Annotated in this window: 20 protein-coding genes and 1 tRNA gene; 16 read left to right on the forward strand and 5 right to left on the reverse strand. The window is 75.7% G+C overall.

What is annotated here, in order from left to right; genetic code table 11:
- Positions 1–61: 61 nt before the first annotated feature.
- Positions 62–1,195, reverse strand: coding sequence for an aminotransferase class V-fold PLP-dependent enzyme (locus tag ACH4TG_RS22540; protein ID WP_398244209.1), 1,134 nt, complete (start codon positions 1,193–1,195; stop codon positions 62–64).
- A gap of 98 nt (positions 1,196–1,293) precedes the next feature.
- Between ACH4TG_RS22540 and ACH4TG_RS22545 the strand changes: the two genes are divergently transcribed.
- Both ACH4TG_RS22545 and ACH4TG_RS22550 read left to right on the forward strand, forming a co-directional pair.
- On the forward strand, positions 1,294–3,213 hold the full coding sequence (locus tag ACH4TG_RS22545) for a DUF445 domain-containing protein (RefSeq protein ID WP_398244210.1): 1,920 nt from the start codon (positions 1,294–1,296) through the stop codon (positions 3,211–3,213).
- A gap of 455 nt (positions 3,214–3,668) precedes the next feature.
- Positions 3,669–4,523, forward strand: coding sequence for a fumarylacetoacetate hydrolase family protein (locus ACH4TG_RS22550; RefSeq protein WP_398244211.1), 855 nt, complete (start codon positions 3,669–3,671; stop codon positions 4,521–4,523).
- A 28-nt stretch (positions 4,524–4,551) separates the two neighbouring features.
- Here the strand turns inward: ACH4TG_RS22550 and ACH4TG_RS22555 are convergent, their stop codons facing one another.
- Entirely contained in the window at positions 4,552–5,112 is a 561-nt protein-coding gene (locus ACH4TG_RS22555) for a heme-degrading domain-containing protein (RefSeq protein ID WP_398244212.1), read from the reverse strand.
- 41 nt (positions 5,113–5,153) lie between these two features.
- On the reverse strand, positions 5,154–6,236 hold the full coding sequence (locus ACH4TG_RS22560; RefSeq protein ID WP_398244213.1) for a Gfo/Idh/MocA family oxidoreductase: 1,083 nt from the start codon (positions 6,234–6,236) through the stop codon (positions 5,154–5,156).
- A gap of 55 nt (positions 6,237–6,291) precedes the next feature.
- On the opposite strand from ACH4TG_RS22560, the gene ACH4TG_RS22565 reads away from it, so the two are divergent.
- From ACH4TG_RS22565 to ACH4TG_RS22620, 12 genes are all read left to right on the forward strand, one after another.
- Positions 6,292–7,428 carry an ROK family transcriptional regulator gene (locus ACH4TG_RS22565; protein WP_398244214.1) on the forward strand — a complete coding sequence of 379 codons (1,137 nt, stop codon included), beginning with the start codon at positions 6,292–6,294 and terminating at the stop codon, positions 7,426–7,428.
- A 169-nt stretch (positions 7,429–7,597) separates the two neighbouring features.
- Positions 7,598–8,362 (forward strand): GntR family transcriptional regulator, encoded by a 765-nt coding sequence (locus tag ACH4TG_RS22570; RefSeq protein ID WP_398244215.1) that lies wholly within the window; start codon positions 7,598–7,600, stop codon positions 8,360–8,362.
- Between the two features lie 343 nt (positions 8,363–8,705).
- Positions 8,706–9,824, forward strand: coding sequence for a TIGR03364 family FAD-dependent oxidoreductase (locus ACH4TG_RS22575; RefSeq protein WP_398244216.1), 1,119 nt, complete (start codon positions 8,706–8,708; stop codon positions 9,822–9,824).
- Positions 9,825–9,898: 74 nt separating this feature from the next.
- Positions 9,899–10,612, forward strand: a complete 714-nt coding sequence (locus ACH4TG_RS22580; RefSeq protein WP_398244336.1) for a phosphonatase-like hydrolase — start codon at positions 9,899–9,901, stop codon at positions 10,610–10,612.
- 1 nt (position 10,613) lies between these two features.
- Complete coding sequence (locus ACH4TG_RS22585) at positions 10,614–11,936, forward strand: ABC transporter ATP-binding protein (RefSeq protein WP_398244217.1); 1,323 nt, start codon at positions 10,614–10,616, stop codon at positions 11,934–11,936.
- Positions 11,929–12,867 (forward strand): 2-aminoethylphosphonate ABC transporter permease subunit, encoded by a 939-nt coding sequence (locus tag ACH4TG_RS22590; protein WP_398244218.1) that lies wholly within the window; start codon positions 11,929–11,931, stop codon positions 12,865–12,867. Before ACH4TG_RS22585 ends, ACH4TG_RS22590 begins: the two co-directional genes overlap by 8 nt.
- On the forward strand, positions 12,854–13,651 hold the full coding sequence (locus ACH4TG_RS22595) for an ABC transporter permease (protein WP_398244219.1): 798 nt from the start codon (positions 12,854–12,856) through the stop codon (positions 13,649–13,651). The genes ACH4TG_RS22590 and ACH4TG_RS22595 overlap by 14 nt, the downstream gene beginning before the upstream one ends.
- Positions 13,652–13,761: 110 nt before the next feature.
- Positions 13,762–14,835, forward strand: a complete 1,074-nt coding sequence (locus ACH4TG_RS22600; RefSeq protein ID WP_398244220.1) for a 2-aminoethylphosphonate ABC transporter substrate-binding protein — start codon at positions 13,762–13,764, stop codon at positions 14,833–14,835.
- 91 nt (positions 14,836–14,926) lie between these two features.
- Positions 14,927–15,706 (forward strand): HAD-IIA family hydrolase, encoded by a 780-nt coding sequence (locus ACH4TG_RS22605; RefSeq protein WP_398244221.1) that lies wholly within the window; start codon positions 14,927–14,929, stop codon positions 15,704–15,706.
- Between the two features lie 165 nt (positions 15,707–15,871).
- On the forward strand, positions 15,872–16,762 hold the full coding sequence (locus tag ACH4TG_RS22610) for a hypothetical protein (RefSeq protein ID WP_398244222.1): 891 nt from the start codon (positions 15,872–15,874) through the stop codon (positions 16,760–16,762).
- A 5-nt stretch (positions 16,763–16,767) separates the two neighbouring features.
- Positions 16,768–17,439 carry a class F sortase gene (locus ACH4TG_RS22615; protein ID WP_398244223.1) on the forward strand — a complete coding sequence of 224 codons (672 nt, stop codon included), beginning with the start codon at positions 16,768–16,770 and terminating at the stop codon, positions 17,437–17,439.
- A gap of 149 nt (positions 17,440–17,588) precedes the next feature.
- Complete coding sequence (locus tag ACH4TG_RS22620; RefSeq protein WP_398244224.1) at positions 17,589–20,813, forward strand: FAD-binding and (Fe-S)-binding domain-containing protein; 3,225 nt, start codon at positions 17,589–17,591, stop codon at positions 20,811–20,813.
- 96 nt (positions 20,814–20,909) lie between these two features.
- Here the strand turns inward: ACH4TG_RS22620 and ACH4TG_RS22625 are convergent, their stop codons facing one another.
- On the reverse strand, positions 20,910–22,058 hold the full coding sequence (locus ACH4TG_RS22625) for a PP2C family protein-serine/threonine phosphatase (protein ID WP_398244225.1): 1,149 nt from the start codon (positions 22,056–22,058) through the stop codon (positions 20,910–20,912).
- Between the two features lie 198 nt (positions 22,059–22,256).
- Here ACH4TG_RS22625 and ACH4TG_RS22630 point away from each other — a divergent pair, with 198 nt between their 5' ends.
- Complete coding sequence (locus tag ACH4TG_RS22630; RefSeq protein ID WP_398244227.1) at positions 22,257–23,660, forward strand: M1 family metallopeptidase; 1,404 nt, start codon at positions 22,257–22,259, stop codon at positions 23,658–23,660.
- A gap of 119 nt (positions 23,661–23,779) precedes the next feature.
- Positions 23,780–24,592 carry a pentapeptide repeat-containing protein gene (locus tag ACH4TG_RS22635; RefSeq protein ID WP_398244229.1) on the forward strand — a complete coding sequence of 271 codons (813 nt, stop codon included), beginning with the start codon at positions 23,780–23,782 and terminating at the stop codon, positions 24,590–24,592.
- A gap of 55 nt (positions 24,593–24,647) precedes the next feature.
- Here ACH4TG_RS22635 and ACH4TG_RS22640 read toward each other — a convergent pair.
- Positions 24,648–24,721, reverse strand: a tRNA-Lys gene (locus ACH4TG_RS22640).
- Positions 24,722–24,871: the final 150 nt, after the last annotated feature.

The following is a 24,871-nucleotide window of genomic DNA, read 5'->3' on the forward strand; positions in this document are numbered from 1 at the left end:
TGCCATTCCCGAGCCGGGGCCGAGCCGGGGCCGAGCCGGGGTCGAACCGGGGCCGGACCGGTCAGCGCAGGGACGTGAGCGCCGCCCGGACCCGTTCGACGGCGGCGAGCGGGGTGGAGGCGTGCGGGGACAGCCGTACCGAGGTGGCCCGCACGGTGGGCGTCACCTCGTGGGCGTGCAGCGCCTTGCCGACGGTGGCGGGGTCGGTGCCGGGCACCTGGAAGGAGACGATGCCGGCGCGCTCGCCGGGCGCGAGGGGGGAGAGGATCTCGCCGCCGCAGGAGCGTACGGCGTCGATGAGCTGGTCGACGCGTGCGGCGATCCGCGCCTCGATGGCGCGGACGGTGGTCGCCTCGACGAGTTCGAGGGCGGCGGCCAGGGCGGCGGCGGTCACCGGGCTGAGGTTGGTGATGCTCCAGCGCTGCGCGCCGGCGGCGGGCGGGTGCTCGCGGTCGTCGAAGAGGGCGACGTCCTCGATGCCGGTCCAGCCGGTGAGGGTGGGTTCGAGGCGTTCGAGGGCGCGGTCGGAGAGGGTGGCGAAGCCGGTGGACCAGCTGGCCCTGAGCCATTTCTGGCCGCCGCTGACGACGACGTCGGCGATCTGCCAGGGCAGTTCGGCGATGCCGAAGCCCTGGATGCCGTCGACGATCAGCAGCCGGTCAGGGCCGATGAGGTCGCGCAGGGCGGGGAGGTCGGCGCGGTGGCCGGTGCGGAAGTCGACGGCGCTGACGGCGAGGGCGACGACGTCGTCGGTGAGGGCGGCGGCGACGGTGTCGGGGGTGACGCGGCCGCGGGCGTCGGGTGCGAGCCAGCGGGGTTCGGCCCGGCCGAGGGCGGCGGTGCGGCGCCACGGGTAGTGGTTGGCGGGGAAGTCGCCCGCGGGGACGAGGACGGTGCCGCCGGGGATGCCGAACGCGGCGTGGAAGAGCCCGGTGGAGGCGTTGGGCAGCAGCACGGTGTGCTCGGGGTCGGTCCCGGCGAGGCGGGCGGCGGCGGCGCGGGCGCGGGGTTCGGCGCGCATCAGGTCGTCGACCGTGTGCTGGTCGGCGCGGGCGGAGTGGGCGAGCGCCGCGGCGGTGGCGTCCAGCACGTCGTGGGACGGCGGTCCGTAGCGGGCGAAGTCGAGGTATCCCTCGGGCGCCTCGAAGTGCTCGGCGTAACCGGGCAGTCCTGCGTCGGCGTGCGGGTCGATCATGGTGCGTGGAACTCCTCGGGGGTGGCGCTGGGAGGCATGGGGAACCTGTCGTACGTTCCCAGACTGGCAGTGGCGGTGAGAATACGCGGGTGGAGCGGATGGACACGGGGCGAACGACGGGGCGACCGCAGGACGCGGACCCGGCCGGGCCGGCCGGCCCGGTGGAGCAGGCCGGTCAGGCCGGCGGGACCGGTGCGGCCGGTCCGGCTGCCGTGCTGCCCGCGGGCCCCGGGCCGGAACGGGGCGCCGAGGGCGGCGCGGGTGCGGCAGAAGCGGGTGCGGCAGAAGCCGCGGGCAGCGGCGGTGCGGCTCCTGCGGCTTCCGCGGCACCCTTGGACAGCGCGGACAGCGCGGACAGCGCGGACAGCGCGGGCGGCGAGGCCGCGGCTCGCAGGGCCGGTGACCGGGACGGCCAGGTCGGCCAGGACGGCCGGGACGGCCGGCTCGGCAAGGCCGACCAGGGCGGCCCCGAGGGACCGGCCGGCTCGGGCGGCCCCGACGGACCGGGTGGCTCGGGTGGCTCGGGCGGCCCCGGCGGCCCCGGCGGCCCCGAGGGACCAGGCGGATCGGGCGGCCCCGAGGGACCGGGTGGCTCGGGCGGCCCCGAGGGACCGGGCGGCTCCCGCGGATCGGGCGGCCCCGACGGTCCCGGCGGATCGGGTGGTGACGCCGGGCGGGCCGGTGGCGGCGGGTCGGGGAGGGCCGGGGGCCCGGGGAGGCCGCGCGGCACGGGCGGTCCGGGCGGCGGCGGAGCCGGGGTGCCGGCCGCGGACCCGGACGCGGAGCGGCGCCGCGGCGTGCGCCGGATGAAGCTGATCGCCACCGGCTTCCTGCTCGTGGCGACGGTGGTGTACGCGTTGAGCCGTGTGGCCGGTGCGCACGGCGCGGGCGGCTGGACGGGTTACGTCTCCGCGGCGGCGGAGGCCGGCATGGTCGGCGCGCTGGCCGACTGGTTCGCGGTGACCGCGCTGTTCCGCAGGCCGCTGGGCCTGCCGATCCCGCACACCGCGATCATTCCGACGAAGAAGGACGCGCTGGGCGAAAGCCTCGGCGACTTCGTCGGCGAGAACTTCCTGTCGGCGCAGGTGGTGCGGGCCCGGCTGCGGTCGGTGGGTGTCGGGTCGCGGCTCGGCGGCTGGCTGGCGGAGCCCTCCTCCGCGGACCGGGTGACCGAGCAGGCGGCGGCCGCGCTGCGCGGTCTGCTGACGGTGCTGCGCGACTCGGACGTGCAGGCCGTGGTGAGCGAGGCGATCACGCGGCGGGCCGAGGCGCAGGAGATCGGGCCGGGGCTCGGCAAGATGCTGGAGCGGATCGTCGCGGACGGCGGGCACCGGCGGATGGTGGACCTGGTGTGCGCCAGGGCCCGCGACTGGCTGGTGCTGCACGGCGATTCGGTGATGGACGCGGTGCAGGGCGGCGCGCCGGGCTGGACGCCGCGGTTCGTGGACCGCAAGGTCGGCGAGCGGGTCTACAAGGAGCTGCTGCGCTTCGTCACCGAGATGCGGGACTCGCCGGACCATCCGGCGCGCGGTGCGGTCGACCGGTTCCTCGGGGACTTCGCGCAGGAGCTGCAGTCCGATCCGGACACGCGGGCGCGGGTCGAGCGGCTGAAGAAGGACCTGCTGGCCAGGGGCGAGGTGCAGGACCTGATCCAGTCGGCGTGGGGTGCGGTGCGGACGATGATGGTGGCCGCCGCCGAGGACGAGCGCAGCGAGCTGCGGCTGCGCGCGCGGGCGTCGCTGATGTCGCTGGGCGCGCGGCTGGCCACCGACGAGCGGCTGCAGGCGAAGGTCGACACCTGGCTGGAGGACGCGGCGACGTACCTGGTGACGACGTACCGGGACGAGATCACGGCGCTGATCAGCGAGACGGTGGCGGGCTGGGACGCGGACCAGACGTCGCGCAAGATCGAGGCGCATGTGGGCCGCGACCTGCAGTTCATCCGGATCAACGGCACGGTGGTGGGGGCGCTGGCCGGGCTGCTCATCTTCACCCTGTCGCGGCTGGCGGGCGGCTGAAAGGCCGGCCCGCGGGGCCGGGTCCGGCGGGCCGGCTCGGGGCGTGGCGGCACGGCTGCGGGCTGCCGCTCCGACCTCTGAGCTGCCGCGTCCGGGGCCGCTGGGCCCGTCCGGTGCGCTGCCGCCGTCCACGGCATCGATCACGGTGGCACCGCTGCGGTCGGCCGCCGGGTTGTCACGGCGGCCGCGGCGGGGTGGGGCGCGTGGAAGGTGCTGCGCCGTACGGGTATAGAAAGGGCTTGCCCTCGGAACGGGGGCGCGGCCTTGGAGGCGGGTCGGGGGTGGTCCGGGGGAGCGGCGTCCACAGGATGATCAGGGGCTTGCGCGAGCGACGCCCCTGATTGGAGGATCGGACAAGACATCCGATGACCGGCCATCGGACCGTCCGACGGGACCGTCCGACCGTTCCTGAGGGCCGGAGGCAGAACGACCGAACGACCTACGGAGTGCACACCATGAAGCTGCTGCGAGTCGGACCCGCCGGAGCGGAGCGCCCGGCGCTGCTGGACCGCGGGGGCGTGCTGCGGGACCTGAGCGGCCTGGTGGCCGACATCGACGGGGCCCTGCTGGCCGACGGCGCCGCGCTGGAGCGGGTGGCCGCGGCGGAGGCCGCCGGGGAGCTGCCCGCGCTGGACGAGGGGCAGCGGGTGGGACCGCCGCTGGCCGGGATCGGCAAGATCGTCTGCATCGGCCTCAACTACCACGACCACGCCACCGAGACGGGGGCCCAGCCGCCGTCCGAGCCGGTGGTGTTCATGAAGGCGCCGGACACCGTGGTCGGCCCGGACGACACGGTGCTGGTGCCGCGCGGCAGCCGGAAGACGGACTGGGAGGTGGAGCTGGCCGTGGTGATCGGCCGCGAGCTGCGCTACGCCGCCTCGCACGAGGAGGCGCTGGCCGCGGTGGCCGGCTACGCGGTCGCGCACGACGTGTCCGAGCGCGAGTTCCAGATCGAGCGCGGCGGCCAGTGGGACAAGGGCAAGAACTGCGAGACGTTCAACCCGCTGGGTCCGTGGCTGGTCACCGCCGACGAGATCGCCGACCCGCAGGCGCTGTCGCTGCAGCTGTGGGTCAACGGCGAGCTGAAGCAGGACGGGTCGACGGCGGACCAGATCTTCCCGGTGGCCGAGGTGGTCCGCTACCTGAGCCAGTTCATGACGCTGTACCCGGGTGACGTGATCAACACCGGCACCCCCGCGGGTGTGGCGCTCGGCCAGCCGGAGCCCAAGCCCTACCTGAAGGCCGGTGACGTGGTCGAGCTGACCATCGGCGGCCTGGGCCGGCAGCGCCAGGAGCTCAAGCAGGCCTGAGCTCCGCCGTGGGTGCCGCGGGCGGGGGTCAGGCGTTCCAGGAGGTGCGGACCTCGTCCAGGAAGCGGGTGAGGCCGTCCACCACCAGGGCGTGGTCCTCCGCCTGCGGCAGCCCGGAGACGCCCACCACCCCGACCACGCCCACGCCCGCGACGCGCAGCGGGAAGGCGCCGCCGTGCGCGGCGTAGCGGTCGGGGTCCAGCCGGGACGCGTCCTCGAAGGTCGTGCCCTTGGCCCGGAACCGCTCGCCGACCAGCAGCGAGCTGGCCTGGTAGCGCTCCACCACGCGGGCCTTGCGGGCCAGCCAGGCGTCGTTGTCGGGGGTGGTGCCCTCCAGCGCGCAGTGGAACAGCTGCTGGGGGCCGCGCCGGATGTCGACGGTGACGGCGGCGCCGCGCTCGCGGGCCATGGCCACCAGCAGGCAGCCGAGCCGCCAGGCGTCGTCGTTGGTGAGCCGCGGCAGGACCAGCGCGGTCTCCTGCTCGGCGAGTTCGGCCACCCGGTCGCCCGGGGAGCCGGCGGCCCGGGATCCGGTGGCCGGGGAGCCGGCGGCCTTGGATTCGGCCGCGTGAGGGTCGGCGGTGGTCATGGGCGTCTCTCCGTTCTCCCCGGGGGCGGTCGGGGGCGGGGTCAGAGGGTGACGGTCGTTCCCGTGCGGGCCGAGCGGTGGGCGGCCTCGATGACGTCCAGGGCGTCGGCGGCCTCCAGCGCGGTGACCGGGGGAGCGGTGCCCTCGCGCAGGGCGGTCTCGATCGCCGCGTAGAAGGCGGGGTAGTCGCCGGGCAGCGACGGCACGGTCCGCACGTCGTCGTCGGTGCCGGCGGTGCCCCAGGCGGACTGCGGTTCCGCGCCCCAGGCCGGGCCGTCCGCTCCGGGGCGCAGGCCCTCGCGCAGCGCCGCCTCCTGCGGGTCGAGCCCGTAGGTGACGAAGCCGCCGGTGCTGCCCAGCACCCGGAAGCGCGGGCCGAGGCGTGCGGTGGTGGCGCTCATCCACAGGTGGGAGCGGACGCCGCTGGTGTGGGTGACGGCGATGAAGGAGTCGTCGTCGGCCGCGGCGCCCGGCCTGCGCACGTCGGACTCGGCGTAGACCTGGCGGGCCGGGCCGAACAGGGTGAGGGCCTGGTCCACCAGGTGGCTGCCCAGGTCGTAGAGCAGCCCGCCGATCTCCGCCGGGTCGCCGGACTCGCGCCAGCCGCCCTTGAGCTGGGGGCGCCACCGCTCGAAGCGGGACTCGAAGCGCTGCACCTCGCCCAGTTCGCGGTCGGCGAGCAGCGCCTTGAGGGTGAGGAAGTCGCTGTCCCAGCGGCGGTTCTGGAAGACGCTGAGCAGCAGGCCGCGCGCCTCGGCGAGCGCGGCCAGGGCCCGCGCTTCGGCGGCGCTGCCGGCCAGCGGCTTGTCGACGACGACCGGCAGGCCCGCCTGGAGCGCGGTGGTGGCCAGCGGCACGTGGGTGCGGTTGGGGGAGGCCAGCACCACCAGGTCGAGCTCGCCGGCGCGGGTCCACAACTCGTCGGCGGTGGCGGCGAAGGCCACACCCGGGTGGGCGGCGCCCGCCTGCGCGCGGCGCTCCTGGCTGCCGGTGACGATGGTGTCCAGGACCAGCCCGGGAGTGGCCGCGATCAGCGGGGCGTGGAAGAACGAGCCGGCGGGGCCGTAGCCGACGAGGGCGACGCGCAGCGGCGCGGTGCGGGTGGTGGACGTGTCCGAGGGCATGACGCCACTTTCGCAACAGTGTTGCCAAAGCGCAAGCGGGCGGGACAATGGACAGGTGCATCCGTCCGCCTCAGGGGCCAATCTGCCCGCTCTGCGCAGTCACAACGCCGCACTGGTCCTCGACCTGCTGCGGGCGGCCACCCTCGCCGGCGGGCCCGGCCTCGGCCGCCCGGAGCTGGCCGCGCGCACCGGGCTCACCCCGCAGGCGGTGAGCAAGATCACCGCGCGGTTGCGGGAGGACGGCCTGGTCGAGGAGGCCGGCCGGCTCCCGTCCACCGGCGGCAAGCCGAGCACCGGGCTGCGCCTGGCGGCCCGCTCCCGGTACGCGGTCGGCGTCCACCTCGACGGCGAGAGCCTGACGGCGGTGCTCACCGACCTCGCCGGCCGCACCGTCGCCGAGCGGTCGGCGCCGCTCGCCCTCGACCGGCCGGTGGACGACGGCCTCGCGGCGATCACCGCACAGGTGCGGGACGCGGCCGCCCGCGCGCCCGGCCCGGTGCTTGGCGTGGGCGTCGGCATGCGCGGCCCGCTCGACCACCGCACGGGCGTGCTGCACCGGGTCACCGGCTTCCCGCACTGGGAGGGCGTGGGCCTGCGCGACGCCCTCGCCCGCCGGCTCGGCCTGCCCGTCGCCGTCGACAAGAACACCAACGCCGCCGCGCTGGCCGTCCTCGCCGCCGCGCCCGCCGCCGGGGCCCCGGCCCCCGCCGCGCCGCCCGTCCCGCCGCCCGCCGCGGGCCCCGGCGGCGGGTCGTTCGCGTATCTGCACCTGGGCACCGGGCTCGGCGCGGCACTCGTGCTCGACGGCACTCTGCACCGCGGCGGACGGACCGGTGCGGGGGAGTTCGGGCACCAGGTGGTGCAGCTGGACGGGCCGCCCTGCAAGTGCGGCAACCGCGGCTGCCTGGAGGCGCTGTGCCTGGCCGCGGTGGACCGCGGTGACCCGGCCGGCGCGGCCCGGCTGCTCGGTGTGGGCGCGGCGAACCTCGTCGCCCTGCTGGACGTGGACCGGATCGTGCTCGGCGGCCGTACCGTGCTGGCCGCCCCCGAGCTGTTCCGCCGCGAGACCGCGGCGGTGCTGGCCGACCGCGGCCGCGGCGTGCCGGTGGCCACCGCCGCGCCGCTGGCGGTCGCCGAGGGCGCCGCGCTGCTGGTGCTGGCGCCGCTGTTCACCCACGCCGCCCTGGTCTGAGCCGTCCGCGTCCCCCGGCTGCGCGGGCCGTCCGCGTCACCCGAACCGTCCGAGCTGTCCGAACCGTCCGAGCCGTACGGGCCGTCCGGGCCGTCTGCCTCGCCGGAGTCGTGGGGCGTGCGGGCCGCCGCCGTGCGGGCGTGGCGGGCGCGTCTGGCAGGATCAGGGGGTGAGTGACGCAGCCGACCCGCACGCCCCGATCCGCGCGGGCATCCCCGAGCACGGCAGGGTGCCGAAGTACTTCGCGGTCAAGACCCGGCTCGAGGAACTCCTCGACGAGCTGGGCGAGGGTGGACTGCTGCCCACGGAACGGGAGTTGGCGGCCGGGTTCAGCGTGGCCCGGGAGACCGTGCGGCAGGCGCTGCGCGAACTGCTCATCCAGGGCCGGGTGCGGCGCAAGGGCCGCGGCACCGTGGTGGCCGGCCCGAAGCTGGTGCAGCCGCTGTCCACCGCCAGCTACACCGAGGGCGTGCGGCGCCAGGGCCGGGTGCCGGGCCGCAACCTGATCGGCCTGGAGCAGCTGGAGGCCGACCCCGTGCTCGCCACCGAACTGCGCCTGGAGGCGGGCGCGCCCGTGTGGCACATGGAGCGCGTGCTGCTCGCCGACGACGAGCGGGTCGGCCTGGAGAGCACCTACCTGTCGGTGGCCCGACTGCCGAACCTGGAACGGGACTTCGCGCCCGACACCTCCTTCTACGCGTTCCTGCGCGAACACGTCGGGGTCTCGCCCTCGGTGGTGGACGAGCGGATCGAGACGGTGCTGGCCACGCCGCGCGAGGCGCTGCTCATCGGCACCCCGCCCGCGCTGCCGATGCTGCTGCTGCACCGCTCCAGCAAGGACGCCGCCGGGGAGCCGCTGGAACGGGTCCGCTCCCTGTACCGGGGCGACCGGTTCAGCTTCACCGTCCACCTCGACCAGCGCCCCCTCGCCTGACGGCGCACGTCCGCCTCCCACGCGCCCTGGTTCCGCTCGACGGGCTGGGGGTTCCCCCCGGCGCGTGCCACCGGCCACCGGCCGCGGGCCGGTGGTCCGGGGCGAACGGGTCTGCCCCTTCGGGGCGGTGGCGGTCCGCGGCGGTTGCCCCAGGGGGCTGGGTCGGCCTTCGAGGGGTGCGGGGTTCCTCAGGGCTGTGCCCGGGAGGTGCTCCCGGCGCGCGGCCGGGGTGGCGCTGAGATCACGGAATGATAACGGGTCTGGTCCAAGCTTGCGGCCGTGTTCACCTGCAAGTCGGGAGACCGACGTCGTCCGTCCATCCGGCCCGGCGAACGTCGTCGCCGTGAGAGTCACTGTCGTCGGAGCCGGGGTGCTGGGCACCATGCACGCCTGGCACGCCATAGAACGCGGCCATGAGGTCGTCCACCTGGAGCGCGAGCGCGAGGCCCGCGGCGCGTCCGTCCGCAATTTCGGCCTGGTCTGGGTCGGCGGCCGCGCGGCCGGTCCCGAACTGGCCACCGCGCTGCGCGCCCGCGAGTTGTGGGAGGAGATCGGCAAGCGCGTCCCGGACGCGGGCTTCCGCGCCAACGGGTCCCTGACCGTGGTGCGCAGCGCCGCCGAGCAGGCCGTCGCGGAGGAGGTGCTGAACCGCCCCGACGCAGCGGAGCGCGGCTACGCCTGGCTGACCCCGGCCGAGGTCCGGCGGCGCAACCCGGCCGTGCGCGGCGACATCACCGGCGCCCTGCTGTGCGCCCACGACGCCGCCGTGGAGCCCCGGCTGGCCCTGCCCGCGGTGCGCGCGCACCTCGCGGCGACCGGCCGCTACACCTTCGTGCCCGGCCGCGAGGTCCGCGACGTGGCGCCCGGCGCGGTCCGCGACGACCACGGCGTCTCCTACGCCTCGGACAGCATCGTCGTCACCACCGGCGCCTGGCTGTCCGGCCTGGTCAGGGAGCTGGCGCCGGAGCTGCCGGTGCGGCGTGTGCGGCTGCAGATGGCGCAGACCGACCCCCTGGGCGAGGAGCTGACCACGTCCGTCGCCGACGGCGACAGCTTCCGCTACTACCCCGCCTACGCCGGCGGCGCCCTCGACGCGCTGCGCGACGGCCACCCCCAGCCGCCGGTGCCCGCCGCGCACCGGATGCAGCTGCTGATGGTCCAGCGCCTCGACGGCGGACTGACCATCGGCGACACCCACGAGTACGACGAGGCGTTCGCCTTCGACGTCACCGAGGACCCCTACGACCACCTGCTCATCCGCGCCGGGGAGATCCTCGGCCGCCCCCTGCCGAGGATCCGCCGCCGCTGGGCCGGCGTGTACGCGCAGTGCGCGGACACCACCCGGGTCGTCCACCGCGAGCAGGTGCGCGACGGCGTGTGGCTGGTCACCGGCCCCGGCGGCCGGGGCATGACCTGCTCCCCGGCGATCGGCGAGTCCACCGCGAACGAGATCGGCTGGTGAACCCCATGGCAGCCCCGACCCCCGCCCCCGAGACCCCCACGGCACCCGCCCCCGAGACCCCCACGGCCCCCACCATGAACACCCCGGCCCCCGCCGCCTCGCCGGCCCCCCGGCCCCCGATCCGCCTCGTCGTCCTCGACATGGCCGGGACCACCGTCGCCGACGGCGGCCTGGTCGAGGCGGCCTTCTCCCGCGCGGCCGGGGAACTCGGCGTCGCCCCCGGCAGCGCCGAGCACGCCGCCCACCTCGACCACGTCCGCGCCACCATGGGCGAGTCCAAGATCACCGTCTTCCGGACGCTGTTCGGCGACGAGGAGCGCGCCCAGCAGGCCAACGCCGCCTTCGAGCGGGCCTACGCCGAGCTCGTCGACTCCGGCGCCTGCCGGCCGCTGCCCGGCGCCGAGGACGCCGTCCGCGCCCTGCGCGCCCAGGGCCGCGCGGTGGTGCTGACCACCGGCTTCGCGCGCACCACGCAGGACGCGATCCTGGCCGCCCTCGGCTGGCAGGACCTCGCCGACCTGACCCTGTGCCCGGCCGACGCGGGCCGCGGCCGCCCGCACCCCGACATGGTGCTCACCGCGCTGCTGCGCACCGGCACCGGCTCGGTGCAGGAAGTGGCCGTCGCCGGCGACACCGTCTCCGACGTGCTCAGCGGCCTGCGGGCCGGGGCCGCGGTGGTCGCCGGCGTCACCACCGGCGCGCACGGCGCACCGCAGCTGCGGGCCGCGGGCGCCACCCACGTCCTGGCCTCGGTGGCCGAACTCCCCGCGCTGCTCGGGGGGTTGTGACATGGCGCGGGCGGCCGGCAGCACCGACACGCACCAGGCGGCGGCGCACCGCAAGGGCGCCACGGCACCCGGCGCACCCCCGGCGGGCGCCCCGGCCGCGGGCGGCGCGGCGCGGGCGGGCGCGACCCCGGCGGGGCCGCCCCAGGCGGCCGGCATCCGGTTCGACCGGGTGACCGTCGCCTACGGCGGCAGCACCGTCCTCGACGGGCTCGACCTGACCGTCGAGCCCGGCGAGGTGATGGCGCTGCTCGGCCCGTCGGGCTCGGGCAAGACCACCGCGCTGCGGGCCGTCGCCGGGTTCGTCCGCCCCGCCTCGGGGCGCGTCATGATCGGCGGCCGGGACGTCACCGACCTGCCGCCGTACAAGCGCGGCATCGGCATGGTGGTGCAGCAGTACGCGCTCTTCCCGCACCTGCGGGTCGACCAGAACGTCGCGTTCGGGCTCAAGGCGCACCGCACACCGCGCGCGCAGATCGCCGCCCGGGTCGCCGAGGCCCTGGAGATGACCGGCATGGCCGGGTACGCGCGCCGCTACCCCAGGGAGCTGTCCGGCGGGCAGCAGCAGCGCGTGGCCATCGCCCGCGCGCTGGCCATCCGGCCGGGCGTGCTGCTGCTGGACGAGCCGCTGTCCGCGCTCGACGCGCGGCTGCGGTCCGGCATGCTCGCCGAACTCTCCCGGCTGCACCGCGAGTTGCCGGACGTGTCGATCCTCTACGTCACCCACGACCAGATCGAGGCGCTCACCCTCGCCGACCGCATCGCCGTCCTCGACCAGGCCCGCCTTCAGGACTGCGGCACGCCGCACGAGCTGTACCGCACCCCGCGCACCGCGTTCACCGCGACCTTCGTCGGCAACGCGAACCTGCTGCGGGTGCGGGCGGGGGAGCGGCCCGGCGAGGTCGCCCTGGACACCGCCACGCTGCGGATCGCCGCCGCGGATCCGGCCGAAGGCCCCGCCGCGGGCGCCGAGGCCACCTTGTGCATCCGCCCGCACGCCCTGCGGATCGCCGCAGCGCCGGGCGCCGCGGACGGCAGCGGCGGCACGGACGGCAGCGGCGGCACGGACGCCCAGCGCACCGACGAAGCGGCCCCCGCGACTCCGGCCGGCGCCGCGGGCAACCGCCTGCGCGGCACCGTCACCGACGTGCAGTGGCGCGGCCACACCCACCGGCTGCTCGTCGAGGCGCACGGCCACGAACTGCGCGCCGACGTCGGCGACCTGCGGCAGCCGCCGCGGGTCGGCGACGCCGTCGCGCTCACCTTCGACGCCGAGGACGCCGTGCTGCTCCCCGCGGGCCTGGCAGGGGGTGCTCCCGTTGGCTAGCGTCACGGCCGGCCCGCCCGCGCAGTCCCCCGCTGGCACGCCCGCGGGGACCGGGCCGGAGCAGGCGGCGGCCGTCCGGCGCCGGCGGCCGGGCGTGCCCGGCTGGGCCTGGGCGCTGCCCCCGGTGGCCGCCCTGGGACTGGCGTTCCTCTACCCGCTGGTCCTCGTCGCCAAGCAGTCGGTGTCGCCCGACAGCGGCGGCCACTCCTTCTCGGCGTACACCGAGGTCTTCCGCGAGGAGTCGTTCCGCAAGGCGCTGTGGAACACCGTGTGGATCGCGACCGCGTCGACCGCCGGCTGCCTGGTGCTGGGCTTCCTCCTCGCCCTGGTCATCGCCTTCGTGCCGTTCCCCGGCGGGCGGGCGCTCAGCCGGTTCATCGACGTCTTCCTCGCCTTCCCGTCCTTCCTGATCACCCTCGCCCTGCTCTTCCTGTACGGGACGGTCGGCATGGCCAACGGCCTGTGGACGGACGTCACCGGCGCCGCGAGCGGTCCCGTCGACTTCCTGCGGACGCCCTGGGGCGTGCTGCTGGCCGAGGTCACCTACTTCACGCCGTTCGTGATGCGGCCGCTGCTCGCCGCCTTCTCGCAGGTCGACACCGCGCAGGTGGAGGTCGCCTCGTCGCTGGGCGCGCGGGCGCCGCGGATCGTGCGGCAGGTGATCCTGCCGGAGGCGCTGCCCTCGCTCGCGGCCGGCGGCAGCCTCGTCCTGGTGCTGTGCCTCAACGAGTTCGGCATCGTGCTGTTCACCGGTGCCAAGGGCGTGACGACCCTGCCGATGCTCGTCTACAGCAAGGCGATCCTCGACGGCGACTACCCGGGCGCCTGCGCGGTGGCCATGGTCGCGGTGGTGCTGTCGGTGGCGCTGTACGCGCTCTACCGGGCGGCGGCCGCCCGGGCCCTGGGAGGTGGCCGGCGTGCTGGTGCATAGCAGGACCGGCCGCTGGGCGGCCTGGGTCTTCTTCTTCGCGCTGTTCCTGCCGCTGTTCGCGCTGCCGTTCCTGGTCGTGGTGATGGCGTCGTTCGCGACGAACTGGAGCGGGGCGTTCCCCTCGCACGCCACGCTCGCGCACTACCGGGACGTCACCCACGGCGACTCGCTGCACGCGCTCACCACGAGCCTGCTGACCGCGCTGGCCGCGAGCGTGCTCGCGCTGGTCGCCGGCGGCTGGGCGGCGCTGGCCGCCGAGCGGTTGCGGGGCGGGGCGCGACGGGTGGTCGACGCGCTGTTCATGCTGCCGGTCGCGGTGCCCTCGGTGGTCGTCGGACTGTCGCTGCTGGTGGCGTTCTCCAAGCCGCCGTTCCTGCTGAACGGGACCGCCCGGATCGTGATCCTCGCGCACACCGTGCTGGTCACCGCGTTCGCCTACCAGTCGGTGAGCGCCGCGCTGACCCGGCTGGACCCGGCGTACGAGCAGAGCGCGGCGAGTCTGGGCGCGCGGCCGGCCACCGTGCTGTGGCGGATCCGCATCCCGCTGCTGCTGCCGTCGCTGACGGCCGCCGCCGGGCTGTGCTTCGCCCTGTCCATGGGCGAGTTGAGCGCCACGATGATGCTCTACCCGCCGGGCTGGGTGCCGCTGCCGGTGCGCGTGTACGGCGCCACCAGCCGCGGCTCGCTCTTCGAGGGCGCGGCCCTGGCCGTCGTCCTGATGCTGACCACGCTCGTGGTGCTGCTGGGCATGTCCCGCATCCGCACCCGCGCCTCCTACCGCTGAGGGCCCGACGCCCCAGCCGCCACCGGGCCCCGCGCCCGCCCCCTCACCGGGCCGCCGGCCCGCTTCTCACCGGGCCCTGGGCCCGACCGAACCAAGGAGTACGAACTGCCATGCGCAACCGCATCGTTACCCCGCTCACCGCCGCCGCGGGCACCCTGGCGCTGGGCCTGTCCCTGGCCGCCTGCGGGGGCTCGTCCTCCGCGGACAGCGGCAAGCCGTCGACCGAGGTGACCGTGTACAGCGCCGACGGACTGCACTCGGACGCCGGCGACGGCTTCTACGACAAGGTGTTCAAGGACTTCACGGCCAAGACCGGGATCAAGGTCAACTACGTGGAGGGCGGCTCCGGCGAGGTCGTCCAGCGGCTGGTCCGCGAGAAGTCCAACACCCAGGCGGACGTGGTCGTCACGCTGCCGCCGTTCATCCAGCAGGCCGACGCCAAGAACCTGATCGCCACCTACAAGCCGGCCGGCTCCGACCAGGTCGCCGCCGCCGACAAGGACGCCGCCGGGCACTGGACGTCCATCGTCAACAACTACCTGTGCTTCATCTACAACACCAAGGCGCTGCCCCAGCCCCCGAAGACCTGGGACGACCTGCTGGACGCCAGGTTCAAGAACAAGCTCCAGTACTCCACCCCCGGCGTCGCCGGCGACGGCACGGCCGTGGTCGTCAAGGCGATGCACGACCTCGGCGGGCAGGGCCCCGCCATGGACTACTTCAAGAAGCTCCAGGCCAACAACGTCGGCCCGTCCGCGTCCACCGGCCAGCTCGCCCCCAAGGTCGACAAGGGCGAACTGCTGGTCGCCAACGGCGACGTGCAGATGAACTACGCCGACCAGTCGTCGATGCCCCACCAGGGCATCTTCTTCCCCGCCGCGAGCGCGACCTCCAAGCCCACCACCTTCGCGCTGCCGTACGCGGCCGGCCTGGTCAAGAACGGCCCGCACGAGGACGCCGGCCGCAAGCTGCTCGACTTCCTCCTCAGCAAGGAGGTCCAGCAGGAGGTCTCCTCGGTCGGCGGCGGCTTCGCGGCCCGCAGCGACGTGGAGGCCACCGACCCCAACGCGGTCAAGCTGAAGCAGATCATGTCCGGTGTCGACGTCTTCACCCCCGACTGGAAGGACGTCGACACCAACCTCACCTCGTACGTGGACGCCTGGAAGTCCGCGACGGGCAGCTGAGCCGACCAGCAGGCAAGACGGCCGGGGCGGTGCGCGCCCGCCCCGGCTACGCTGGGGAACCGCAGGCCCCGGACGAACAGGAGACCGATCCGTGTCGACACGCAAGCCCATAGCGTCGTGGCTCACCGACATGGACGGGGTGCTGATCCACGAAGGCACCCCCATCCCCGGCGCGGACGCCTTCCTCAAGGGGTTGCGCGAGTCCGGCAAGCCGTTCCTCGTGCTGACCAACAACTCCATCTACACCCCGCGGGACCTGCACGCCCGGCTGACCCGGATGGGCCTGGAGGTGCCGGTCGAGAACATCTGGACCTCGGCGCTGGCCACCGCGAAGTTCCTGGACGACCAGCGGCCCGGCGGCACCGCCTACGTCATCGGCGAGGCGGGCCTGACCACCGCGCTGCACGACGTCGGCTACGTCCTCACCGACCACGACCCCGACTACGTCGTGCTCGGCGAGACCCGCACCTACAGCTTCGAGGCGCTCACCAAGGCGATCCGGCTGATCAACGGCGGCGCCCGCTTCCTGTGCACCAACCCCGACGAGACCGGGCCGTCCCCGGAGGGCGTGCTGCCCGCGGCCGGCTCGGTGGCCGCGCTGATCACCAAGGCCACCGGCAAGGCCCCGTACTTCGTCGGCAAGCCCAACCCGCTGATGATGCGCGCCGGGCTGAACGCGATCGGCGCGCACTCCGAGAGCAGCGCCATGATCGGCGACCGGATGGACACCGACGTGCTGGCCGGGCTGGAGTCCGGCATGGAGACGTTCCTGGTGCTCACCGGCCTGACCACGCTGGCCGACGTCGACCGCTACCCGTTCCGGCCGTCGCGGATCGTGAACTCCATCGCCGACCTGATCTCCGAGATCTGAGCCCCGGCCGCCGGCGCGGCGCCAGGGCCGATCACTCTCCGTAGAGCGATCCTCACTCCGATGGGCCAGTGAAGGGCCGCCCAGGGTGCGGGCGGCGGTCCGCGCCGGGATCTTCGTTAGCACCGGGTGCGAGTCCCAGCTCCCGGCCGAGCGGAGGTCTCTTCCATGTCTGGTCTGAAACTGCCCGCCGTCGCCGCGGCCGGCCTGGCGGCCGTGGTCGCCCTCGGCGGGGTTTCCGCCGCGGCACCGGCCGTCGCCGACACCGGCGGCACGAGCAGCGCCGTCACCGACCCGTCCGGGTCCGCGGCCACGGACCCCCTGGCGGGCACCGGCACCGGCACCGACGCCGGCTCGGACCCGGCCGCCGGTGCGGGCTCCGACGCCGGCACCGACGCCGGCGCGTCCGCCCAGTCGGCCCCGGGTGCCGACAGCGGCACCGGCGCCGACGCCGGCTCGGCCTTCGGGTCCGCCGGCTCCGACCTGGGCAGCGGTTCCGCGACCGACCCGGCCGCGGGCGCCGCGGGCGTCAACGGCGCCGCCGGCGACCCCTCGGCGGCCAGCGACCCGCTGTCCGCGGCGGGCGCGGGCGCGGTGAACGTGAGCCCGGCCAGCGTCTCCCCGGGCGGCATGGTGACCATCCACCTGTCGGTGTCCTGCAGTTCGGGGCACAAGGCGAAGGCCAGCGCCGCGGTGTTCGTGGACAGCATCACCCTGGCCCCGTCGTCCGGCGGCGGCGGGCTGGAGGGCAGCGCCTTCATCAAGTCCGACGCCACCGACGGCTCGTACGCGGTCTCCGTGCAGTGCGACGGCGCCGGCAGCTCCGCCCAGGCGTCGATCACGGTCACCGGTTCCGGCACCCGGCCGGTCAGCCCGGTCACCCCGAACAAGCCCGTCAACCCCGTCCCCGCGGGCGGCGGCGGCACCGCCCAGCTCGCCGCCGGCCCGGCCGCGGCCGGCTCCAGCACCGGGCCGCTGGTGGTCACCGGCGCGTTCGCCGCGGTGGGCCTGGCCGGACTCGCGGTGCGGCGCCGCCGCACCGCGGGCGACCGCGGCTGATCCGCATGCCGGTGTACCGGGCCGGCGCCGACGCCAGGCCGGACAGCAGGACGTGGACGACCGCCGCGGTCGCCGTGGTCCTGCTGGCCGCCTGGTGGCTCGGGCCCGCCGGGCACGGCGCGGCCGGGGCCGAGTCGGGCACGGCGGTCGCCGCCGCGGCGACCGCCGACCACCCGCCGCACGTCTACGCCCCGCACGCGCCGCTGCCGGTGGCCGATCCCACCCGCCTGGACATCGCGGCCATCGGCGTGCACGCCGACCTGGTCGGCCGCGACCTGACCGACGGCACCATCGACCCGCCGCCGTACGACACCCCCGGCGTCGCCGGCTGGTACCGCGGCGGTCCCGCCCCGGGCGCGCCCGGCGCGGCGGTCATCGTCGGCCACGTCGACACCGAGACCGGCCCCGCCGTCTTCTACGCCCTCAGCACCGTCCAGCGCGGCGCCCGGATCGACGTGACCCGCGCCGACGGCACGGTGGCCGAGTTCTCGGTGGAGGCCGTCGAGCTGGTGGAGAAGGACCACTTCGACGCCTCCCGCGTCTACGGCTCCACCAGCGGCCGCCCCGAACTGCGGCTGATCACCTGCGGAGGCACCTTCGACCGCACCCAGCAGGCGTACTCCGCCAACGTCGTGGTCTATGCCGCGCTCACCGGATCGCACCCGGTCCCGCGGTAGCGCGGCGGCCCGGCCGCGGGCCACTGCGACCCGGGTCGGCCCGCGCCCGCGGCCCACGCCCGCGGCCCGCACCCGGCGCAGGACGTCGCGCGCCCCGAAGGACTCCGGCATATCGTGCAGATGGTGTGATCCCCGTCAAGGAGGTCCTGATGCCCGTGCGAGAGCGCAAGAAGGAGGGGAGGGGAGCCGACGCGCTGCGCCCGGCCGCGCCCGCGGAGGCCGCCGCGGACCGGGTGGAGGAGGAGCGCGCCGCCGGCACCCCGGCCGGGCTGCGGGCCGAACTCGAGGAACTGCTGGGCCCGGGCAAGGTGCTCGGGCGGATCAGCGACCTGGTCGCCCATGCGGCGGACGCCGGCCCGTACCGGTTCGTGCCGCAGGCCGTGGTGGTGCCCGACAGCGTGCAGGACGTCGTCAAGCTGATGGGGTACGCCCGCCGGCAGCGCCGCCACCTGGTGTTCCGGGCGGCCGGTACCAGCCTCAACGGGCAGGCGCAGGGCGAGGACATCCTGGTCGACGTGCGCCGGCACTTCAGCGGCGTCGAGGTCGAACCCGGCGGCACCCGGGCGCGGATCCTGCCCGGGACGGTGCTGGCCCGCGCGAACGCCGCGCTGGCCCGGCACGGCCGGGTGCTGGGCCCGGACCCGGAGAGCGCGGCGGCGGCCACCGTCGGCGGCGTGCTGGCCGGCAACGCCACGGGCGCCGCGGCCGGCACCACCCGCGACTCCTACCGCACCGTCGCCTCGCTGACCGTGGTGCTGCCCTCGGGCACCGTGGTGGACACCGGCGACCCCGAGGCGGACGCCGCGCTGGCCGCCGCCGAACCCGAGCTGCACCAGGGGCTGCTGGACCTGCGGGACGAGATCGAGGCGGACCAGAAGCTGACGGCGCGGATCCGGGCCAAGCACGCCGTCAAGAACACCAGCGGCTACCGGCTGGACGCCTTCCTGGACGGCGAGACGCCGGTGCAGATCCTGCGCGGCCTGATGATCGGTTCGCAGGGCACCCTCGGCTTCGTCAGCGAGGCCGTCTACGAGACGCTGCCGCTGCGGCCCGCCGCCACCGCCGGGCTGCTGTTCTTCCCCTCGCTGCCGGCGGCCGCCGCCGCGGTGGCGCCCTTCGCCCAGGCCGGCGCCGCCGCGGTGGAGCTGATGGACGGCCACGCGCTGCGGGCCTGCACGGCGGTGGACGGCGTCCCGGCGGACTGGTCGGCCCTGCCGGCCGAGTGCGCCGCGCTGCTGGTGGAGTTCCGGGCCGCCGACGAGGTGGAGCTGGCCGCCTACGAGCGGGTCGCCCACCGCATCTGCGACGACCTGGGTCTGGTCAGCCCGATACCGTCGGCCGACAACGCCTTCAGCCGCGAACCGGAGCGCATATCCGCGCTGTGGCGGGCCCGCCGGGCGTTCACGGCCGCGGCCGGCGGCAGCCGCCCGCGCGTCCCCTCGACCGCGCCCTCGTCCTCGTCCTCGTCCTCGTCCTCCTCGCTCCCCGGGCGGACGTCCCCGGCTCCGGCCCCGTCCCCGGCCCGCCCGCCCCGGCAGCCCGCGCCCGAGCCCGCGGCGGCCGGCACCACCCCGGTCACCCAGGACTTCGCGGTGCCGCCGGACCGCGTCGGCGAGGCGTGCACCGAACTGCTCGCGCTCCAGGAGCAGCACGGCTTCGCGCCCGGCGTCGCCGGCCGCGCCGCCCACGGCACCCTGCACTTCGTGCTCGCCCTCGACCCCGGGCAGCCCGCGGACGTCGACCGCTACGCCGCCTTCATGGACGACTTCTGCCAGCTCGTCACCGAGCGGTTCCACGGGTCGCTGCGGGCCGAGCACGGCACCGGCCGGGCCACGGCGCCGTTCCTGGAACGGGAGTGGGGCGCGCCGGCCACCGCGCTGATGTGGCGGGTCAAGGCGCTGCTCGACCCCGACGGCATCCTCGCCCCGCGGGTGGTGCTCGACCAGGACCCGCGCGGCCACCTGCGCGGCCTGAAGACCCTTCCGCAGATCGAAGGCGCCGGCGCCTGCACCGAGTGCGGCCTGTGCGAACCGGTCTGCCCCAGCCGCGACCTGACCACGACACCCCGTCAGCGGATCGCGCTGCGCCGCGAGATGCACCGGCAGCCCGCCGGCTCCGCGGTCCTGGAGGAGCTGCTGGACGCCTACGGGCACGACGCGGTGGACACCTGCGCGGGCGACGCGCTGTGCCGGCTGGCCTGCCCGCTCGGCATCGACACCGGCGCCCTGATGCGGGACTTCCGCACCGCCCGCCGCACCCGGGCCGAGGAGCGGGCCGCCGAGCGGCTGGCCGTCTTCGGGCGCGCCGCCGAGCGCGCCGCCCGCACCGCGCTGGCCACCGCCGCGGCGATACGCGGCAGGGCCGGCGACCGCCCGCTGGCCGCGTTGACCGGCCTGGCGCGGCGTGCGGCCGGCACCGACCTGATACCCGACTGGCTGCCCGAGACGCCCGGTGCCGCACCCCGCCTGCCGCGCACCGACCGGCACGGCGCGACCGCCGTGTACTACCCGGCGTGCGTCAACCGGCTGCTGGGGCCGCCGCGGCCCGGCGCCGGCTGGGTGCCGCAGGCCCTGGTCGCGCTGGCGGAACGGGCCGGGACGCCGGTGTGGATCCCACCGGACGTGGCCGGCACCTGCTGCGCGGCACCCTGGCACGCCAGGGGCCTGACCGAGGGCACCGCGGTGATGGCCAACCGGATCGTGGAGCAGGCGTGGTTGTGGACCGGCGGCGGCCGGCTGCCGCTGGTGGTGGACGCCGGGGCCTGCACCCTGGGCCTGGCACGCGACGTGGTGCCGCACCTGACCGAGGCCAACCGCGAACTGCACGGCGAGCTGACCGTCGTCGACTCCGTGGTGTGGGCGGCCGAGCAGCTGCTGCCCCGGCTGACCGTCACTCACCGCGCCACCAGCGCCGTCCTGCACCCGACGTGCGCGACGCGCCAGGTGTGCCACGACCCGGCGGGCGGCGCCGGCGGGGCGGGCGCGGCCCTGGAGGCGGTGGCCCGGGCGTGCGCCGCCGAGGTCGTGGTGCCCGACGACGCGGGCTGCTGCGCGTTCGCCGCCGACCGCGGCCCGCTGCACGAGGACCTCACCGGCACGGCGACCCGCCGCGAGGCCGAGGAGGTGGCCGCCCGGGACTACGACGTGCACCTGTCCGCGGACCGGCTGTGCGAGCTGGCCATGGAGCACGCCACCGGCGAACCGTACGAGCCGGTGCTGGCCGCGCTCGAACGGGCCACGCGGGAGCGGCCGGAGCACGGGGACGGCGGCGGGGAGCCGCCGCACGACACGGCCAGGACGCGGCCGGCGCACGAGCCGCAGCGCACCCAGCCCCGCGAGGGGGCGCCGGACGGTGCCGGGCCCGAGGGCCGGTAGGCCGCCGGGCGTTCCGGCGTCACCGCCTTCCGGCGTTCCGGCCTTCCGCCGTTCGGGCGTCCGGCGTCCCGGCTTCCGGTGGCGGGTGCCGCGGCGTCAGGACGGCAGCAGCGGCGGGTCCTGGGGGTGTACCGGCAGCGGCCGGGACAGCGGTGAGATGAGCAGCAGCACCACGTCGTCCGACAGCGAGCCGCCGGTGTGGTCGAGCAGGTCGTCGTAGACCCGCTCGACGGCGGACTCCAGGTCGCGGCCGCTGCCCGCGACGAGCGGGCCGACGCGGTCGGCCAGCGGGTAGAAGGTTCCGTCCTGTTCGCCGCGGGCCTCGATCACCCCGTCGGTGCACAGCACCAGCACGTCGCCGGGCAGCAGCGGCACCCGCCAGGACTCCGGCGCGCCCGTCACCAGGTCGGCCAGGCCCAGCGGCACCCACGGATCGGCCGGCTCCAGGGTCTCCACCGCGCCGTCGCGCGAGACCCGCAGCGGCGCGACATGGCCGTAGTGCAGCAGCTCGACGCTGTCCTGCGTGTCGAACTGGGCGAACAGCGCGGTGATGAAGTCGCCGGTGCTGACATGGCGTCCGACGCTGGCGTCCACCCGGGCCGCGACCCGGTCCAGGCCGCCCTCGTCGAAGGCGGCCTCGCGGAAGGCGCCGAGCACCACCGCGGAACTCTGCACCGCCGCGAGCCCCTTGCCGCGCACGTCGCCGATCAGCGCCCGCACGCCGTGCGGGGTCTCCAGCACCGAGTACAGGTCGCCGCCGATCTGCGCGGCGTCGGCGGCCGAGACGTAGCGGACCGCCACCCGCACCGCGCCGACCCGCGGCGCCGGCGGGTGCATCAGGGCGTGCTGGGCGGCCTCGGCGACCGAGGCGATCGCGGTGAACGCCCGGGCGCCGGTCTCCCGCCGCCAGGCGATGTACACGCTGAACGCGGAGACCAGGCAGTACGCGTACAACTGCCCGAACAGCACGTCGTGGTCGCTGTTGCGGGCGACGCCGTCGTAGGGGGCGAGCGCGGCCTGGACGAGGATGCCGAGCGCGCTGACGAAGAGGGTCTTGTGCCAGTTGACGGTGATCGCGGCCAGCGCGGGCGCGGCGACGATGCCCGGCGTCAGGTAGTGGTCCCGCCCCGCGATCAGGTCCGAGGCGACCACCACGGCGAGCGCGAGCAGCGGGAGCGACAGGCCCAGGCGGGCGAGGTACTCGCTCTCCAGGCGCTGGACCGCGCGCAACCAGACGCTCTTCACACGCCGAACCTATCCGCCCTTCGGGGCCCCGTCAGCCGGAAGCCGATCACGTGGCAGGACCCACAGGTTTCCGGCCGTTGTGTTGCGCCCGGTGAAGGTTCTGCGACAGCGGGGGCGTTCGGGGTGGCTGTGCCCACGGTGCCTTCCTAGGGTCGCCGTGTACCTGCCATCAATTGATCTCCGCACTGGAGGACCCCTGTGCGTAAGAGAGTGATCGCCTCCGCCACCGCCGTGCTCGGCCTGCTGCTCGCGATCCCGGCATCGGCCGCCGGCGCCGGACCCGGCGCGCCCGGCATCGGCGACCCGTACTACCCGACCTACGGGAACGGCGGCTACGACGTCTCCCACTACGACCTGGACCTGCGCTACACCCCCGCCACCGACACGCTCACCGGCACCACGACCCTCACCGCGACCGCCACCCAGGGGCTGACCAGCTTCGACCTGGACTTCGCGCTGGACGTCAGCAAGGTCACCGTCGACGGCCGGCCCGCTTCCTTCGCCACCAGCGGCGAGCAGGAACTGGTCATCACCCCGCAGCACCCGATCGCCCGCGGCCACCGGATCACCGTCGCGGTGACGTACTCGGGCGTGCCGTCCACCGTGCAGCGGTACGGCTTCACCTCCTGGCAGCACACCCCGGACGGCGGAGTCGCCGCGAACGAGCCCGAGTCGGCCTGGTGGTGGTTCCCCAGCAACGACCACCCGCTGGACAAGGCCAGTTACGACGTGCGGGTCACCGTGCCGCAGGGCGAGCAGGCGATCAGCAACGGCCTGCTGCTGTCCCAGCACACCGCGGACGGCTGGACCAGCTACCACTGGCAGCAGACCAAGCCGCAGGCCACCTATCTGGCCACCCTCGCGGTCGGCCACTTCGACATCACCCGCAGCCGCACCCGCACCGGCATCCCGGTGCTCAACGCCTACAGCACCGACCTGGGCGCCAACGCCGCCAACGCGCGGGCGAGCGTGGAGCGCACCGCCGAGATCGTCGACTTCCTCAGCGGCTACTTCGGGCCCTACCCCTTCGACTCGGCGGGCGGCTACGTGCCGAACGTGCCGACCCACTTCTCCCTGGAGACCCAGACCCGGGTCTTCTACAGCCCCGCCACCTTCTCCAAGGGCGTCAACACCTCCGTCGTCGCGCACGAGCTGGCCCACCAGTGGTGGGGCGACGACGTCTCGCTGGAGCGCTGGTCCGACATCTGGCTCAACGAGGGCTTCGCCAGCTACGCGGAGTGGCTGTGGGCCGAGCACGAGCACACCGGCACGCCGCAGCAGCTCGCCCGGCAGGTCTACGACGCGCACCCGGCCGACGACCCGTTCTGGACGGTGAAGCCCGGCGACCCGGGGCCGCAGAACCAGTTCGACGACGCGGTGTACGACCGCGGTGCCGTCGCCATCCAGGCGCTGCGCGACACCATCGGCGACCGGGCGTTCCTCACGCTGCTGCGGGTGTGGCCGGCCCAGCACCGCTACGGCAACGCCACGATCGCCGAGTTCCGCACGCTGGCCGAGCACCTGTCCGGCAAGGACCTGGGCGCCTTCTTCCAGACCTGGCTGTACACCCCGGCCAAGCCGGCGGCCTTCCCCGCGGGCTGAGCACCCCCGCGGGTGGGGCACCATGGACGCGGGCGGACCGGACGGCGGTCCGCCCGCGTCGTGGCACGGTCGCAGGAACACCGGGGGCGCGGCGCACGGGCACAGCAGGGGAGCACCACGTGAGCACACCGGCGCCGGAGCTGCGGGCCGACTGCGGGAACTGCTTCGGGCTGTGCTGCGTGGCGCTGGCCTTCACCCGCTCCGCGGACTTCGCCCGGGACAAGAAGGCCGGCGAGCCCTGCGGGCACCTCGGTGGCGACCACCGCTGCGGCATCCACGCCACACTGCGCGACGACGGCTACTCCGGCTGCACCGTCTACGACTGCTTCGGCGCCGGGCAGCAGCTGTCCCAGGTCACCTTCGCCGGGCAGGACTGGCGGGACGCGCCGGACCGCGGGCAGGCGATGTTCGCCGGGCTGCCGGTGATGCGCCAGCTCCACGAACTGCTGTGGTACCTCAGGGGGACGCTGGCCCTGAACGCCGCCGCCGAGGTGCACCCGGCCGCCGCGGCGGCGCGCGATCGGGTCGCCGGCCTCACCCGGCTCGGCGCCGCCGACCTGCTCGCCCTGGACGTCGCGGCCGAACGCGCCGCCGTCAACGAGGTGCTGCTGCGGGCCAGCGCCCTGGTCCGCACACGGGCCGTGCGGCGGCCCCGCAACCGCCGCGGCGCGGACCTGATCGGCGCCCGCATGAAGGGCGCCGACCTGCGCGCGGCCGACCTGCGCGGCGCCTATCTGATCGGGGCCGACCTGCGGGACGCCGACCTGCGGCTGGCCGATCTGATCGGCGCGGACCTGCGGGACGCCGACCTGCGCGGCGCCGACCTCACCGGCGCGCTGTTCGTCACCCGGACCCAGCTCCACGCGGCACGCGGCGACGCCCGCACCCGGATCCCCGCGGGGCTGGACCGGCCCGCGCACTGGGCGCACTGACCGGCCCCGTACACGGCGAAGGCCCCCCGCTGACGCGGAGGGCCTTCGCTTCGGGTGCGCCGCCAGGGACTCGAACCCCGGACCCGCTGATTAAGAGTCAGCTGCTCTAACCAACTGAGCTAGCGGCGCCTGCGGGAACCATCATACGGGGTCCGCGGGGGTGCCCCGTGCCACCCCCGCCCCCGCGCCGGCCACCGGCGGCCCCCCTCGGGCCGCCGGTGGCCGGCGCGGTGTGCACGGTGTTCACCTCGGTCCTGGCACCGGCCGGGACCGGGTGCG

The organism is Streptomyces sp. NPDC020917, assembly GCF_044333795.1.
GTDB lineage: Bacteria > Actinomycetota > Actinomycetes > Streptomycetales > Streptomycetaceae > Actinacidiphila.

Coding starts and splice junctions, on each gene's coding strand:
- ACH4TG_RS22540 (WP_398244209.1), bottom strand. CDS start 1,195: ATGATCGACCCGCACGCCGACGCAGGACTGCCCGGTTACGCCGAGCAC.
- ACH4TG_RS22545 (WP_398244210.1), top strand. CDS start 1,294: ATGGACACGGGGCGAACGACGGGGCGACCGCAGGACGCGGACCCGGCC.
- ACH4TG_RS22550 (WP_398244211.1), top strand. CDS start 3,669: ATGAAGCTGCTGCGAGTCGGACCCGCCGGAGCGGAGCGCCCGGCGCTG.
- ACH4TG_RS22555 (WP_398244212.1), bottom strand. CDS start 5,112: ATGACCACCGCCGACCCTCACGCGGCCGAATCCAAGGCCGCCGGCTCC.
- ACH4TG_RS22560 (WP_398244213.1), bottom strand. CDS start 6,236: ATGCCCTCGGACACGTCCACCACCCGCACCGCGCCGCTGCGCGTCGCC.
- ACH4TG_RS22580 (WP_398244336.1), top strand. CDS start 9,899: ATGAACACCCCGGCCCCCGCCGCCTCGCCGGCCCCCCGGCCCCCGATC.
- ACH4TG_RS22585 (WP_398244217.1), top strand. CDS start 10,614: ATGGCGCGGGCGGCCGGCAGCACCGACACGCACCAGGCGGCGGCGCAC.
- ACH4TG_RS22600 (WP_398244220.1), top strand. CDS start 13,762: ATGCGCAACCGCATCGTTACCCCGCTCACCGCCGCCGCGGGCACCCTG.
- ACH4TG_RS22610 (WP_398244222.1), top strand. CDS start 15,872: ATGTCTGGTCTGAAACTGCCCGCCGTCGCCGCGGCCGGCCTGGCGGCC.
- ACH4TG_RS22615 (WP_398244223.1), top strand. CDS start 16,768: ATGCCGGTGTACCGGGCCGGCGCCGACGCCAGGCCGGACAGCAGGACG.
- ACH4TG_RS22620 (WP_398244224.1), top strand. CDS start 17,589: ATGCCCGTGCGAGAGCGCAAGAAGGAGGGGAGGGGAGCCGACGCGCTG.